Origin of the sequence: Pseudoramibacter alactolyticus ATCC 23263, assembly GCF_000185505.1 — a bacterium.
Taxonomy (GTDB): Bacteria; Bacillota; Clostridia; order Eubacteriales; family Eubacteriaceae; genus Pseudoramibacter; species Pseudoramibacter alactolyticus.
Genome location: NZ_GL622359.1, coordinates 85465 through 99705, shown reverse-complemented (window position 1 = coordinate 99705; position 14241 = coordinate 85465). Strand labels below are relative to the sequence as shown.

13 protein-coding genes are annotated in these 14241 nt (G+C 54.0%); all 13 read right to left on the bottom strand.

Annotated elements, in window-relative coordinates:
* Positions 1–186: 186 nt before the first annotated feature.
* Positions 187–966 (bottom strand): class B sortase, encoded by a 780-nt coding sequence (gene srtB / locus HMPREF0721_RS00410; protein ID WP_006597515.1) that lies wholly within the window; start codon positions 964–966, stop codon positions 187–189.
* A gap of 35 nt (positions 967–1001) precedes the next feature.
* The gene (gene lepB / locus HMPREF0721_RS00405) at positions 1002–1562 is read right to left on the bottom strand and encodes a signal peptidase I (protein ID WP_006597514.1); all 561 of its coding nucleotides are present in this window, start codon (positions 1560–1562) and stop codon (positions 1002–1004) included.
* On the bottom strand, positions 1559–1786 hold the full coding sequence (locus HMPREF0721_RS00400) for a hypothetical protein (protein WP_006597513.1): 228 nt from the start codon (positions 1784–1786) through the stop codon (positions 1559–1561). The genes lepB and HMPREF0721_RS00400 overlap by 4 nt, the downstream gene beginning before the upstream one ends.
* Entirely contained in the window at positions 1783–2448 is a 666-nt protein-coding gene (locus HMPREF0721_RS00395) for a Spy0128 family protein (RefSeq protein ID WP_006597512.1), read from the bottom strand. The genes HMPREF0721_RS00400 and HMPREF0721_RS00395 overlap by 4 nt, the downstream gene beginning before the upstream one ends.
* A gap of 77 nt (positions 2449–2525) precedes the next feature.
* Positions 2526–3506 carry a DUF7601 domain-containing protein gene (locus HMPREF0721_RS00390; protein ID WP_169310188.1) on the bottom strand — a complete coding sequence of 327 codons (981 nt, stop codon included), beginning with the start codon at positions 3504–3506 and terminating at the stop codon, positions 2526–2528.
* Positions 3507–3611: 105 nt separating this feature from the next.
* A complete protein-coding gene (locus HMPREF0721_RS00385) occupies positions 3612–6521 on the bottom strand; it encodes a DUF7601 domain-containing protein (RefSeq protein WP_006597510.1) in 2910 nt (969 codons plus the stop codon).
* Between the two features lie 34 nt (positions 6522–6555).
* Positions 6556–9009, bottom strand: coding sequence for a LuxR C-terminal-related transcriptional regulator (locus HMPREF0721_RS00380; protein WP_006597509.1), 2454 nt, complete (start codon positions 9007–9009; stop codon positions 6556–6558).
* 521 nt (positions 9010–9530) lie between these two features.
* Complete coding sequence (rfbD, locus tag HMPREF0721_RS00375) at positions 9531–10427, bottom strand: dTDP-4-dehydrorhamnose reductase (protein ID WP_006597507.1); 897 nt, start codon at positions 10425–10427, stop codon at positions 9531–9533.
* 8 nt (positions 10428–10435) lie between these two features.
* Positions 10436–11467, bottom strand: coding sequence for a dTDP-glucose 4,6-dehydratase (rfbB, locus tag HMPREF0721_RS00370; protein ID WP_006597506.1), 1032 nt, complete (start codon positions 11465–11467; stop codon positions 10436–10438).
* Positions 11464–12030 carry a dTDP-4-dehydrorhamnose 3,5-epimerase gene (rfbC, locus tag HMPREF0721_RS00365; RefSeq protein WP_006597505.1) on the bottom strand — a complete coding sequence of 189 codons (567 nt, stop codon included), beginning with the start codon at positions 12028–12030 and terminating at the stop codon, positions 11464–11466. Before rfbC ends, rfbB begins: the two co-directional genes overlap by 4 nt.
* A gap of 1 nt (position 12031) precedes the next feature.
* A complete protein-coding gene (gene rfbA / locus HMPREF0721_RS00360) occupies positions 12032–12916 on the bottom strand; it encodes a glucose-1-phosphate thymidylyltransferase RfbA (protein WP_006597504.1) in 885 nt (294 codons plus the stop codon).
* A 290-nt stretch (positions 12917–13206) separates the two neighbouring features.
* Entirely contained in the window at positions 13207–13752 is a 546-nt protein-coding gene (locus HMPREF0721_RS00355) for a hypothetical protein (RefSeq protein ID WP_156788664.1), read from the bottom strand.
* Between the two features lie 40 nt (positions 13753–13792).
* Positions 13793–14017 carry a hypothetical protein gene (locus HMPREF0721_RS00350; RefSeq protein WP_156788663.1) on the bottom strand — a complete coding sequence of 75 codons (225 nt, stop codon included), beginning with the start codon at positions 14015–14017 and terminating at the stop codon, positions 13793–13795.
* Positions 14018–14241: the final 224 nt, after the last annotated feature.

The following is a 14241-nucleotide window of genomic DNA, read 5'->3' as shown; positions in this document are numbered from 1 at the left end:
GCCGCAGCGGCGATGGTTCTTCACACTCCATATAAAAAACGGCACATGCTTTCGCATCCGCCGTTTTGCCGGAGACCCGGCTGCTGCTCATTCGACTCAGGCCGCCGATTTTAATAACCTTCCGCGGCGATCCATTTTAAAGCTTACCGCCATCTTCTGTGTTTCGGGCTTCGGACTTCCGGGGATTTAATCCGATACCCGCACCCGTTTCCGGGCAAGCGCGCTCTGCGCCTTTGCATTGTCCTTCACCGGGATCATCTTGGCAAAGACAATGGTTCGCCCGTCGGTCTTCGCATCCTGACAGGTCGAAAGCGCAATGATCTGCCGATCGGCTTTAAGGCCGGCCGATCTGAAGTGCAGCGCATCCCCCGATATTTTTTGCACAAAAGCCGGCAGGCTCGCCATGATTTTTTTATCGGCCACATTGTAATAGCTGCGGTCATAGGCGTTGGTATCCACCACGGCAAAAATGTGCAGCCGGTAGCACTGCCCGGTGGTATAAAGCATGCCCTTCTTGTGGCGCGCGAAAAACTTTTCGCCGGTGAACCTCGGCAGATCGCCGTACATCTTGCCCTGGGCCATATGATGGCCATAGGTGAGGTTATAGGCATCTTTAAAATCACGGTCATTGTCCGCGGCGAGAAAGATCGCTCCGGAAAGTTCAAAATCGCCGAGGACGTTTTTATTCACATATTCCAGATCGTCCCGGCCCTGAGCGACGGGATAATCAATATGCGTGCCCTTCACGGTGATCCACCCGCGCACATCGGGATTGCGTTTCTGCAATTCGGCAAAGCCGATGGTCCTGCCGCCGCTGCCGGCATTCACCGGCGATGCGGCGCGGAACACAGCGTTCATCTGCCAAAGCGAATAGCCGCCGTAGGCCATCATCGCGAGAATCAGCACCCCCGAGATGACAGAGATCGCTTTATTGCCCATTTTTGCCAATGCTGCCAGTCTGTTCATCGCGCGCTCCTTTCCGGCCAATATTCACGGCTTAGCTATAGGTCCGACCCGCGCATAACCAAAATCACCCGGCCGGCGATGGCTTTTTGCGAAATCGGCCCGTCGTAGCGGCTGTCCTTCGCGCCGATGCGATAATCGCCGAGCACAAAAAACTGACCGGCCTTTAGGGTCAGCGGATAGGTCACACGGTCGCCATAGCGCGTGGTTTGATAAACAATATCGGTCTCGATTTTACGGTTACCGTTAATTGCCAAATGTCCGTCATCGCCGATGTCCACCGTATCGCCGCCCCGGGCCACAATGCGGCCCGTCCGGGTTTTCCCGCCTTTGCGCCAGACCACCACATCGCCGTCGTTATAGCCGGCGTTGCGCCTGAAATAAAACAGCAAATCCCCGGCAGAAATACCGGGGCGCATGGCGTTATCGGGCATCGGCACCACGCCGAAAATCAAACCAAAGATCAGCAGGAGCATTGCCGCCAGCCAAAACAACCGCTTGACAAAAGTCATCACTTCTTCCCGCTGGTTGTATTCTCTTTTTCTCTTGGCAATGGCCTCTGCCGGTGTCTGGGAGATTTTTGGATGTTTTGCACTCATGCTTTTTTTGCCTGCTTCAGTTTGCGGATCAAGGCTTCCCGCTCTTTTAAAAGCGCCTCATAGCCGCTGCGCTGAATTTCAAAAACCTGTTCGTATTGACGGTTCAACGCTTCGAGCTGCTTCCAGACGTCGCGCTCATCCACGCCGCCGAACCATTTCTTTTTGAACTTGAGCCCATCGATCCGCGCCGCAATATCTGCCAGCGTCCGAACGTCTTCCGTCATCGGTGGTCACCGGCCTTCCATCCGCCGGATTCCCTGCGCCTTTGCCTGACGGCAAACCAGAGTGCCATCGCGCCCAAAAAGACCGCCAGATAAATCGCCGCCCGGCTGCTGTCGCCGGTTCTCACCTTTTTCCCCATCGGCGTCACCGGAACGACCGGCTCCGATGCCTTCAGATAATAGGTGTTTTCAAAAATGAGCGCCGTGGGCTTGCCGGCCGTGGTCGGATCGTTATCGTCCAGCACGATAAGCGCCTCAAGCCGGCTGCCGCTTTCGGCATTGCGCACAAACACCGTTATGGTATAGATTCGGGTGTCATAGGTGAAGTGCCTGGCTGTCTTCTCCGGCTGCATCGCCGCGGTATAGCGATAGGTGCCCGGCGCGTCATAAATCGGCCAGGCAAGCGCCTGGATGCCCGCATCCGTAAAGGTAAAACTTCGATTCACCGGATAGGCCGATTGCTGCGGCCTCACCGTCACCCGGTATTTCTGGTCCGTTGGCGCCGCTTTGGAACCCTTGAGCGTCTTGGTGGCAACGGAGATATTCAGCGGATCGGGCCGGACGCCTTCGATCACGGCCGCCCGGGCCGGCGCCGGCAGTGCCAGCGCCGCCGCCAGAATGAGTGGCAACAGCCAGGCACAGCCGATCAGCTTTTTAATCCTCATGTCAAACCTCCTTCGGATCCATCCTGCTGCGGGAAGGAATGGACCGGGAAACCCCGGCCGCTTCCGCCCCGCCGATGTTAATCATCTTCGCGGACACTTCTTCTGCGCAGCATCACAAAGCCAAAGAGCGCTGCCGCCGCGATCAGCACGATATAGGTGATCGGGTTGTAAAAGATGCCGGTAGGCGGTATGACGTCGCGATCATTGGTGACCGTCCCCGCCACATCTTCAGTGAACGACACATTTTCATGGCTCGCCTGCGAATAGGTTGTCGTATAGCCATTCTGGTTCTCGTCGGTTTCTTTATATGTCACTTTGTCGTTTGCCGACAGGCCGTAAATCACAACATTTTCGTCATGTTTCAAGGTAAATGTGTATTTCGTGCCGCTCGTCAACACGACGGGACTTCCACTGTCACCGCTCTTAATCAGCGTATAGGTTTCTCCGGCGGCGCCATTCACGGTCACTTCAAAATTAAAATCTTTCTTTTTATCCCCCTGCGACCCGGTCACTTTTTTCTCGATTTTCAAATTATTCGTGTTGTAGGTATTTTCAAAGCTTTCGTTTTTGGTCGTCGAATGGCTCTTGTAATACACCGCCGCAACGACCTTCATGCCGCTCGTATCATTTTCAACATAAATATAAAGATTTCTTGCCGCCGTATCGACTGTCAGGCCGTCAATCCCGGGATCCTTCTGGGCAATGGTGTAATGATAAATGCCCGGCGCCGAAAATTTGGAGGCATCAAAAGTCATTGCCGCATCCTTGGATTGCGTTCCCTTGCCCGTCAGAGCGACATCGGCCACGGCGACACCGCCGGTTACCCCGGCAATCGTCGGCTGACCGTCAAATGTTCCTGCCGCTCCGTTTTGCACATTAAACGCGATCGTTGCATTCACGGGAACATTGTCATCCGCCGTGATTTTAACCGGCACTTTCTGACTGGTAATTGCATCTGCTGCCCATGCGGGAATGGCGGTAAAGGCCGCGAGGACCAAAGCCAATGCGAGCATTGCGAGCACGCGCGATTTTTTCATGATTGCCATTGCTTGTTTCATCATATTACTCCTTTTCCTGATAAACAGGTTCTCTCTTTTGCCGCCGGGACTATCTTCCGCCGCGCGCTATGGCGGCGCATGGGGTTTCATCGCAGGCCTTCTGCTTCAGGCCGCGTTCCGGCGCCGCCGGAAATGCAGGGCTGCCCCGAGTCCAGCGCCGCTGACCAAAGCCAGCACCGCCGGCAGGGGATGCTTTTTCAAACCGGATGCGGGAATCACTTCGCGCTTGTTCCGGAAAGTAATCCATACACCCCGCTTCAGCGTTTGTTTGCCCGTTGTTAAATCCTGTTTATAATCTGCCAATCCCGGTTCCGTTCCCGACGCCGTGATCGCATACTGGGTGGTGTAGCCATCCGGCGCCGCCGTATCCTCGGTGATCGTATAGGTCGCGCCATAGGGCAGCGTCAGCGATAATGCATCGCCGTTTTTCAACTCAGCGGTAAACACTTTCATCGAATCACCCGACGGCGTCCAGCCGCTCGGCGTTTCTGCCAGAGCCTTTGTCAAATTCAGCGTGAATTTAAATTTTTTATTTTTGTCTCCCATATTTCCGTCGACAAGTTTTCGAAGAATCAGCGCGAAGGATTTAGCATGATTGGTAAACGTGACTCTGGATGCGGTATTGCCTTCCACCACATGCCCATTGTCATCGTCTTTCTTTGTCATGTTCGGCGCCGTGCCGATCCAATGTTCATAGGTTTCATCAGAAGCCGCATGCTCGTAGCTGTCCGGCAGGTCCGTTTCTTCAACTGTGTATTTGGTGCCGCTGGGAAGATTGGGAATACTGGCCGTCTGGCCGGCCTCCAGCACGATAGTGCCGCCGCTTGTGACAGTGCCGCCCGCCCCGCTGACCGGATGGCCGTCCTTGTCTCGAACCGTATAGGCATAGGCGTTCGTATCCGTACCGCCGCCGGGCTTTGTCAGCGTCAGCTTGAATTTAAACCGCGTGCCGTCCGGGATCTCCGTTCCTTCCGGCAAGACTTTCTTGGTGATCTCGATGCGGCCCCTTCGGATATTCGTGGCTTTAAGCTCCGTCAGTGGCGCATTGTGATTATTTTTATCGATCATCGCTGTCGCAGAATTATTCAGCATCGGATGATAAGTCGGCGAATTGAATTCATATTTGCTCCCGGTGCTTGCTTCCTCGATGATGTAATCATGGCCGGCTTCCAGCACACCGTCCGCATCGGTCTGAAGTCCCGGCGCGATCGAAATTTCTTTTTCCCAGGAATTGCTATTCTTCAGTTCAATCGGCGTGGCGGTCTGCGTCGCCTGCCCCTTATCCCGATAAAGCGTGAGCTTAATCGATTCGGGCCTGTCCGGATCGAGATTATCCGTCCAAATTTTTTTAACCTTGATCTTCGTTCCCGTCAGCGGGACCGGCTTGGGATTGGTAAAATTCCCGCTGCCATTGGCTTGCTTCGTGCCAGTCCAGGTGCCATCCGCATTCTTTTTATAGGTAAAGCCGTCGTGGGAATAGCTTCCGTCCGGATTTGGCGTAGCGCCCTTCGGCAGCACATTGGTCGTCCGCGTTTCAATCTGGGTGAAGGTGATGCCGTTGCCGGTGTCGGTATTGGTTTTTAATGAATAACGATCTCCGTCCTTGACGATTTGCGACTTTTCGTCAGCGCTCAGACTGTCGTAGGTCTTAACCCCATTGTTCAGATCCGCCACCAGGTCATAGGCTTCCTGACTGGGCCAAACCGTGAAGGAGAGCGTATAGGTCACACCGTCTTCCAGTTCCATATCCCCGAGATCCCAAGTGACCTGGTTGCCGTTAACCCTGGCCTTTTGCGCATCCGGCGGCGTCCATGCGGCCCCGTTTTTCGTATATTTAAAATCCCCGGGCTTTCCATGGACGAATGCGCTGGAAGTCAGGCTAGTCAGTCCATCTTTCAGCGTCACATTTTTATAGCCCATGCTGTGGGTAATGGATGCCACAATATTTTTAAAGGCCGCCTTCAATGCGGCTTCATCGTCCGCCTTGTAATAATTGTCTGAGGCCCCGGCCTCGGTCGCCAGGTTTTGCATCCGCGCCGCATCGCCAAAGGTTCCAACGGTATAAAAAGCGGCGCCGCCGTCGACAATTTTCTTAGCATCGTCTTTTGCGGCATCGTAGTTATAATTGGGATGCGAATGATAGTAATCGTCATCCCCATGTCCATGGACATCATTATATTGGTCGTCCGGATTGCCGTTTATAGACGAAATTCTAAATGTGGGATTGCCGTCAGAAACAAAAATCACGTGTTTTTGAGCGTCTGCTCTCGGTTGTGTGCCGTCGGCTTTTTGCAGCGCGTCTTCCCAGTTGGTGCCGCCACGATGCCCGCCAAGATGACTGCTTTGGGGCGTTTTATAACCGTTCACTATTGAGTGAAGATTTTCACTGCTTGTCGACCACGCCGTCGCATCACTTGCAAACGTGTCAAAGGATACCAGCGAAATCCGCACGCTTCCGGGATTGGTCGCGTTATTGGCCAGCAGCTGATCGATCATCGTATTGGTGGCCGACTTGGCAACGTCTAAGCGGGTTTTTTGAGAATAACGCTTCCCCGTATATTCATGATATTGATAGTTATCTCCCAGGTAATAAACCGTTCCCGACGTTGTATCATTTGTTATTTCAGTATATTGATAGTATCCCCAATTATTCGTCGACCTTCTATAAAGTCTTCGCCGTGTCGATGATCCTGTCGGCGCGTCGCTGCTCACCGAACCATATCTGCCCGTTGCATATTCGACATAGGTATTGGTCTCCTCATCCATGCTATTGGAAATATCAAATACAATCACCACGTCGGCTTTGCTGCTTTCCGAGGTGGAACTGGCTGTGCCCGTCACGCTCAGTGAGAGTTTATAGGTTCCGTCGCCGTTGGGCTCTAATTTCTTTTCAAATTTCGGCGGGGTTGCCGTGTTCTCCGCCGCGAGTACCCCGCTGGGCAGCAGCGCGGCCAGGCCCAGCAGCGCGATCAACACACCCAGCCAGAGCCACCGCCTTCTCTTCATCCTTTCCATGATTACTCCTTTCCCTTCCGCGTTGCCGTCCGCCTCAAATCAGTTTGCGGCTTCTAGCGGCCATTACCGCCTCGGTTTTACTGTGAACGCCCAATTTGCGATAGGTTTCCTTGTTGTAGTATTTCACCCCGGCCTCGGAAAGGCCCACCGCCTCGCCGATTTCTTTGGCCGTCAGCCCTTCGGCCTGATATTTTAAAATGGTCAGCGCCATTTCCGGCAGGTTCACAGGCGATTCGCCCCTGGCCTTCAGATAATCGGGATACAGTTCCGCCATGCGCCGACTCTCCGCCAACACCTGCTTTTTAAAACCGGCATCGTGCCAAAGAAAGCGCCCTTTGTGAAACAGCGGCGTGAGCACCGGCCCCTCCCGGACCAGAATGCGCACCAGATAATAATCCTCCGCCTCGGTGATCGCGTCCTGCAGCAGGGTTTTCCAAGCGGATTCCCCCAGACGATACAAAGTGATGGCCATGAGCACCGTCACCTCGATCCCCAGATAAACGCGGTTTCGGCGCCGGGCAAAAACCAAAAGCCGCTGCAGCAGACTCTGGGCCTTCTTCACCCGTCCCCAGGCGAGATAAACCCGCACCTTTGCCAAATAATAAAAAGCATCCAGGCTGTTAAAGGCCGTTTCGTTGTTATTTTCCCGGTTCAACCAGTCGGCAATCCTCGGATCCCGCCCTTGGTAAAGCATCACCCGCACGGCCACCGCTTCCACATTGGCTGTCAGCTCCGGCGCTTCGTCCATCGTGCGTTCCAGCAGGCCTTCCAACATATCCAATGCTTCGTCCGCCGCATGATCGAACATGTACTGCTGAGCCAGCAGCGTTACCGCCACAAACACATAGGCGAGTTTATTCTCCGCGTCGGCCAGCATCAGCCCCCGCTGAGTGGCCATGGTTGTCTGTTGGCTGCTCTCGCCGCGCTCAAATTGAAATTCTGCCGTGACCAATAGCCAAACGCTCTTGCCAAACCGTCCGAAGAGCCAGTCGATATCCGTCGATACCAGCTCGGCGTTCCGCCGGTTTTCCCGGATCCAATCGCAAAAATCCCGAAGCCCGTTCATAATGGAAGGGGTTTCGCCGCAAAGCGAAATCCGATCCATCACGTTTTTTCCGCCGGGCGAATCGGTGATCTTCGTGATATTTTCCCATTTCAAAAGCTGGTGGATCACCTGAGCGCTGCTGTGGGTCGGCAGCACCACATCCAAAAAGATGATGCGCTCCCGGGCCAACTGCCGCTCGCCGGGCGAAGCCGTCTGCGCTGCTGTCAGCAGCGCCTGATACCATGCTTCACTGGCCTCGTCGTGAAAAGACAGGGCCTCGATCACGCTCATGGCGGTCATCAGCGCCGCATTCCCGCGAATAACCTCAGCCGGCAGCGCCAAATAATACCGGCGCAGCTGCCAAAAATGACGCAGCCACACCGAGGCCGCCGCGCTCGCGATCAGCAGCTGCAGCCTGCGCTCTCCGTCACCGCTTTTCTCAGCCATCTCGACGGCTTTAATCAGATCGCCGGCCCGTTCGTAAGCCAAACTGGCCCGCTGATAAACCGCCGCAACGGCCTTCGCCGTGTTTTTCAGCTTCAGCTGTTTTTCCAAATACTGCCGAAGGGGTTCATAAATCTGATAGCGCATTTCGCGATACCGGCGAAAAGTGCAAATGAATCCGCCGTATTCCTGGCATTCCAGCAAATAGGTCCCCGCTTGATCGCTCCCGGTAATGACCTGCGCCATCGGCAGAGTAAAATCGGCCACCACCGATAATTTCATCAAAAAAACCATCAATGCATCCGGCCACCACCGGCACGCCCAATGCGCTATCAGCTCGCCAAAGGCGTCTTCCAAACGGTCGATCATCGTCTGGCTGATCAGTTTTCCACGTTCGGCGCCGCCGTTTTCGGCCACACTTTCCAGGATGATCCTGGCGGCCATCCGCAGCGCCAAAGGATTGCCCATGGTGAGCGCCCGCAGATGCGCGTTTTCGCTCGAGGATATTTTGATCCCCTCCCGCGCCAGATATTCCCGCTGTTTCTCTTCCGAAAAAACCAGATCCTTTTCGCCGATCTCCGCAAAGGGATAATAAACATAAAGGGGGGCAAGCCACCGGGGCATCATCGACCGTGAAATGAGCACAAGCCACACATCTTTTTGCCGGATGAGCCGTTCCACTGCGAGATAAAAGGCTTCTCGGCGGTCTTCGGCAAGCACTTCCAGATCGTCGATCACCACAGCAAAGGGCGAAAACGTGCCCGCCTCCGCCGTCAGATCCGCCGCTTCGGTGCGAATCGCCGAATAATAGACGAAAGCACTGTCCTTTAAAAAATAAGTAATCAAAGACGTTTTGCCCGTGCCCATCACCCCGTGGAGATAAACCGTTTGTTTTTGTTTCCTGGCCTGGTCCAATTTATGAAGGGCCGCCCGGGGCGGCAAGTATTTTTCATCGAGGGTCCGCCCGCCGTGAACGGGCTTCTGTTCGATTCGCTTCATAACCGTTTTTCCTTCTTAAGCTCAGCGATTCTTCAATCGCTTTTCCCGCCGAAACAAGTATTCTTAGTCATATTACTTAATATTCAATTAAAAGTAAACTATCCATTCGGATAGTAAATGCCTTCCTCTTCTTTATTCTGAATTTATTTTGTATTTGTTTTCATACAGGAGATACGTCTTGCCCCCCGCTGCCGGTTTAAATAGATTTTCGCTGTTTAGAATAAAACCGCTGTTTTGCTCATTTTTTCCAATTCCGTCCAAATTGGAATGATTTTATAAAAATTTTAAAATGCTCAATTTTTCACTCTTTGCCGCACCAAACGCCATGTGAAAATTTTTTTAATTTTTTTTAAATTCACCGTCCGGGTTTTAAGATTTCATGCGTTTCAGAGACAGAGCGCGTCCGTTTTTACATCATTTGCCCGTCGACAACCTTCGCTTTTAAAAACAGGCAATCAAAAACCTCCTGATCCAAAATCGGGAGGTTCTGCATTCTATTCGATTTGGCGATGCCGGCGCCATCAAGGCTTCACGTTAAGCGCCTGCAGGTAACGGCTCAGGGCATCCCGCCAGTCCGGCAGGGGGATAAAGCCGTTTTGTATGAGCTTCGATTTATCCAGCCGGCTGTTGAAGGGGCGCGCCGCCGCCGATGCCCCGTATTCCGCCGTCGTCACCGGGATCACCTCGGTGGCATAGCCCGCCTGGCGATAAATCTCTTTGGCAAAATCGCACCAGGAGATATAGCCGCCTTCGTTGGTCGCGTGATAGGTGCCGTATTTTTCCGTTTCGGCCATATCCACCAGCAGTCTGGCGAGGTCGGCGGTGTAGGTCGGCGTGCCGATCTGGTCGTTCACCACCCGCACGCTGTCGTGGGTCCGGCCGACCGCAAGCATGGTCTTGATGAAGTTGCTGCCGTTTTGCCCGAACACCCAGGCGATGCGCACGATAAAATGCCTGTCCACCAGGGCGCGCACGGCCGCTTCCCCGGCCAGTTTGGTGCGCCCGTACACATTGAGCGGCGCATAATCGGTGTTGTCCGGCTGCCAGGGCGCGCTGCCTTTGCCGTCAAACACATAATCCGTCGAGAGATAAATCAGCTTGCAGCCTTTTGCCGCGCAGGCCTTCGCGATGGCTCGCGTGCCGTCCGCATTCACCGCCGTGACCTTCGGGATATTTTCCGGATCCTCGGCGGCATCCACCGCCGTCCACGCCGCGCAGTGCACCACCACGTCCGGCGCCGCTTCCCGGATCATCCGCGCCACCGCCGCTTCGTCGGTGATATCCAGCGGGCGGTAATCGTCATAGGCCTCGTTTGCCGGCGCGAGATCCGTCCCCACCGCGTCAAAGCCGCGGGCGGCAAGTTCTGCCATCACGTCGGCGCCTAACTGACCGCCGACCCCGGTTACTAAAAATCGCATGATGCCTCCTAAAGTTTTTCCCGGCCGCCGTACATTTTGGCGTAATAATCCCGGTATTCGCCGTTTAAAATCGCCTCCCACCAGTCGCGGTGGGTCAGATACCAGTCAATGGTCTTTTCAATGCCCTCCGCAAAGGACGTGGCCGGCAGCCAGCCCAGCTCGCTGTGGATTTTCGTCGGATCGATGGCATAACGCCGGTCGTGGCCCTTGCGGTCTGCCACGTGAGTGATCAGGCTCTCGGGTTTGCCCAGCTTTTGGCAGATCAGGCGCACGATATCGATGTTGCGCATCTCGTTGTGACCGCCGACGTTATACACCTCGCCGACGCGGCCGTCGTGCACGATGCGGTCGATGGCCGCGCAGTGATCCGCCACATAAAGCCAGTCCCGCACGTTCTCCCCTTCGCCGTAAACCGGCAGCGGCTTATCCGCCAGCGCATTGGCAATCATCAGCGGAATCAGCTTTTCCGGAAAATGATAGGGCCCGTAGTTATTGCTGCAGCGGCTGATGCTCACCGGCAGGCCGTAAGTCCGGTGATAGGCCAGCACCAAAAGGTCCGCGCTGGCTTTGGAAGCGCTGTAGGGCGAGCTGGTGTGGATCGGCGTGTCCTCCGTGAAGAAAAGATCCGGCCGGTCCAGGGGCAGATCGCCGTAAACCTCGTCGGTGCTCACCTGGTGGTAGCGCCCGATGCCGTGGGCCCGGCAGGCGTCCATCAGCACCGAGGTGCCGATGATGTTGGTGCGCAGAAAAATTTCCGGATCCTCGATGCTGCGGTCCACATGGGACTCCGCCGCAAAATTGATGACGATGTCCGGATGTTCTTCTTCGAAAAGCGCCGCCACCGCCTGGCGGTCGCAGATGTCCCCGCGCACAAAACGAAAACGGGGATTGTCCATCACGGAAGCCAGGGTGCTCAGGTTGCCGGCATAGGTCAGCTTGTCCAGGCAGATCACCCGGTCCTCCGGATGTTCGGCCAGCCAATAGTGCACGCAGTTGCCGCCGATAAAGCCGGCCCCGCCGGTGATGATCACGGTGCTCATGCGCGGGCCTCCTCATAAACAAAATTGCAGTCGCTGTCGGCCAAAAGCGGCGAGGTCATATCTTTCTCCGAAAGAATCGGATCGGCGATGCCCCAGTCCACCCCGATGGCCGGATCGTTAAAGCGGATGCCGCGGTCATGCTCAGGACTATAGAGATTGTCCACCTTGTAGGCAAATTCGACATCGTCCGTCAGCGTCACAAAGCCGTGCCCAAACCCCCGGGGGATAAAAAGCATGCGCTTGTTCTCTGCCGAAAGTTCGGCGCCCACCCACTGGCGGTAGGTCGGGCTGCCGGCGCGCAGATCCACGGCCACATCCATCACCGTGCCCCGCACCACACTGACGAGCTTGGCCTGGGCCATGGGCGCGTTCTGGAAGTGAATGCCCCGGAGAGTGCCCTTTTTTGCCGTGTAAGAGCGGTTGTCCTGCACGAAAATGTTGTCGATGCCGATGGCCGCAAACGCCGCCGTCGAATAAGTTTCCATAAAATAGCCGCGGCGGTCGCCAAAAACTTTGGGCGTCACCACGCAGACGCCCGGTATGCTTGTTTCGATGCGTTTCATATCAGTAAATGACCTTCCCTTCTGCCACTGTTTTAAGATACTGGCCATAGGGGCTTTTTCCGTAGCGCGCCGCCGCCGCCATCAGCGCGTCCCGGCTTACCCAGCCGTTGATATAGCCGATTTCCTCCGGCGCGGAGATGGTGATGCCCTGGCGCTTTTCGATGGTGCGGACAAAATCCGCCGCCGTGAGCAGGCTGTCCATCGTGCCGGTATCCAGCCAGGCGTAACCCCGCCCCAGCCGCTTGACATCCAGGATGCCCGCATCTAAATACATGGCGTTAAGGCTGGTGATTTCGAGCTCGCCCCGGGCCGACGGCGTGACGGCGTGCGCCTTTTCGCTGACGCCCGCCGGATAAAAATAAAGCCCCGTCACCGCGTAGTTGCTTTTGGGACGCGCCGGTTTTTCCTCGATGCTCACGGCCCTGCCCCCGGCGTCAAAGGCCACGATGCCGAAGCGCTCCGGATCGTTCACATAGTAGCCGAGAACCGTCGCCCGGCCGGCCTCTGCGTTTCCCGCCGCCGAGCGCAGCAAGCGGCCGAACCCGTTGCCGTAAAAAATATTGTCTCCCAGCACCATGGCACAGGCGTCGCCGGCGATAAAATCCTCGCCCAGCAAAAACGCCTGGGCCAGGCCGTCCGGCGAGGGCTGAACAACGTACGACAGACGAATGCCAAACGGACTGCCGTCGCCGAGGAGGGCCTCGAAGCGCGGGGTGTCCTCCGGCGTGCTGATAATCAAAATATCCCGGATGCCGGCGAGCATCAGGGTGGACAGCGGATAATAAATCATCGGTTTGTCGTAAACCGGGAGCAGCTGCTTGCTCGTCACCGTAGTGAGCGGGTATAGCCTTGTGCCGGCGCCGCCGGCGAGAATAATCCCTTTCATCAAAATCCTTCCTGGCAAAATTGCGCACAATCGCGTGTTTTATGCATTCGATTATAACACAACACGCCCCTGATCGCGAACCCCTGACCTTTTAAAAGCGCGTTCAATCATCCCGCGCCGCCTTCGTCCAAACGGATTATGCCCTCAGCCCCGTTTATTTGCGCAGGCTTTTCCCCGAAAATTGCTTTACCCCGGCGGCCCGCGCAAAAGCCCAAAAAAACGCGTCCCTGATTTTTTTGAAAAATAAGAAGCGCGCCGTTTTTAACGCTTATTTTCGCTCTGCGGTTTCTTTATGCCCAACCGCCTGTTGATCTCCAATCGTTCCGGCCCCTTCTTTTTCGCACGTTGATTTCGTATTCAGGGACGCATGGCCCGTCCGGTTCGCACCGTTCAGATGCGGTGTTCCCAGCGAATCTTGACTTCAATACTTTTATGATTTTTTTGCCTTGATGCTTTCTTTTTCGCTTTATTCTTTTCTCTTCATCCTTTATTATCGAGCAGGCTTTATTGGGAAATAACTTGATATCTTCAACATCGCTGATAAAAGAATCCAAAATACGCTTTTTTGAAGAAAAAAAGAGATCGCGTAGGACTCCAACAAAAAATAAAACCATCGCGTAAACAAGGATTGACTTAATGGCTATGTCTATTGATGTTTGCCAACCAGACTCTTTAAAAAATTCCGGTAAAAATGCAGTGAAAATCACAGTTACTACACTTCCAAAGGTCCATAATAACCCTTTTTGGTCTTGCTCTTTTTCAGCTCGTTCAGCCCGTTCAATAAGTTGGTTAAGTTTTCTCTCGTTTCTGACATTGATGTTAAATTTTTGCAGCAATTCTATCCTCTTCTCCATCCGAGTCTTTATTGTCGGTTTATTAATCTCTTCTAAAAATAATCGGTTCTTCTGACTTCATTTGGTTAAATAACAAAAAACTACAAATACCAACAAAAACTAATGCAAACAAACTTAAATATTTATCTCCCTGATGTTCAACAAATAAAACCATCCCAACAGCTATCATGATAGCCATCAAAATAAAGCGCACTTTTTTATTAAGCTTCAAAACTTTCCCAATATTGAATTTCGCCTTGGTATTCAATACGTCCTTCTTATATTGCTTCAATAAACAGTCAAACATTCACCCAAACCCCTTTCTTGAATTTAAAAATGAAGTTTAATTCATTTTTATTATACCACAAATAATTAAACTATTTTTTCTTTGGGCTCGCCATGGCGATAAGCGCGCAAAAAAAGAAACGCCGCCGGGTGAAATTAAAATTGTATTTCAAAAAGCCTCCCACCAAAAAATGATATGCTCCCCCC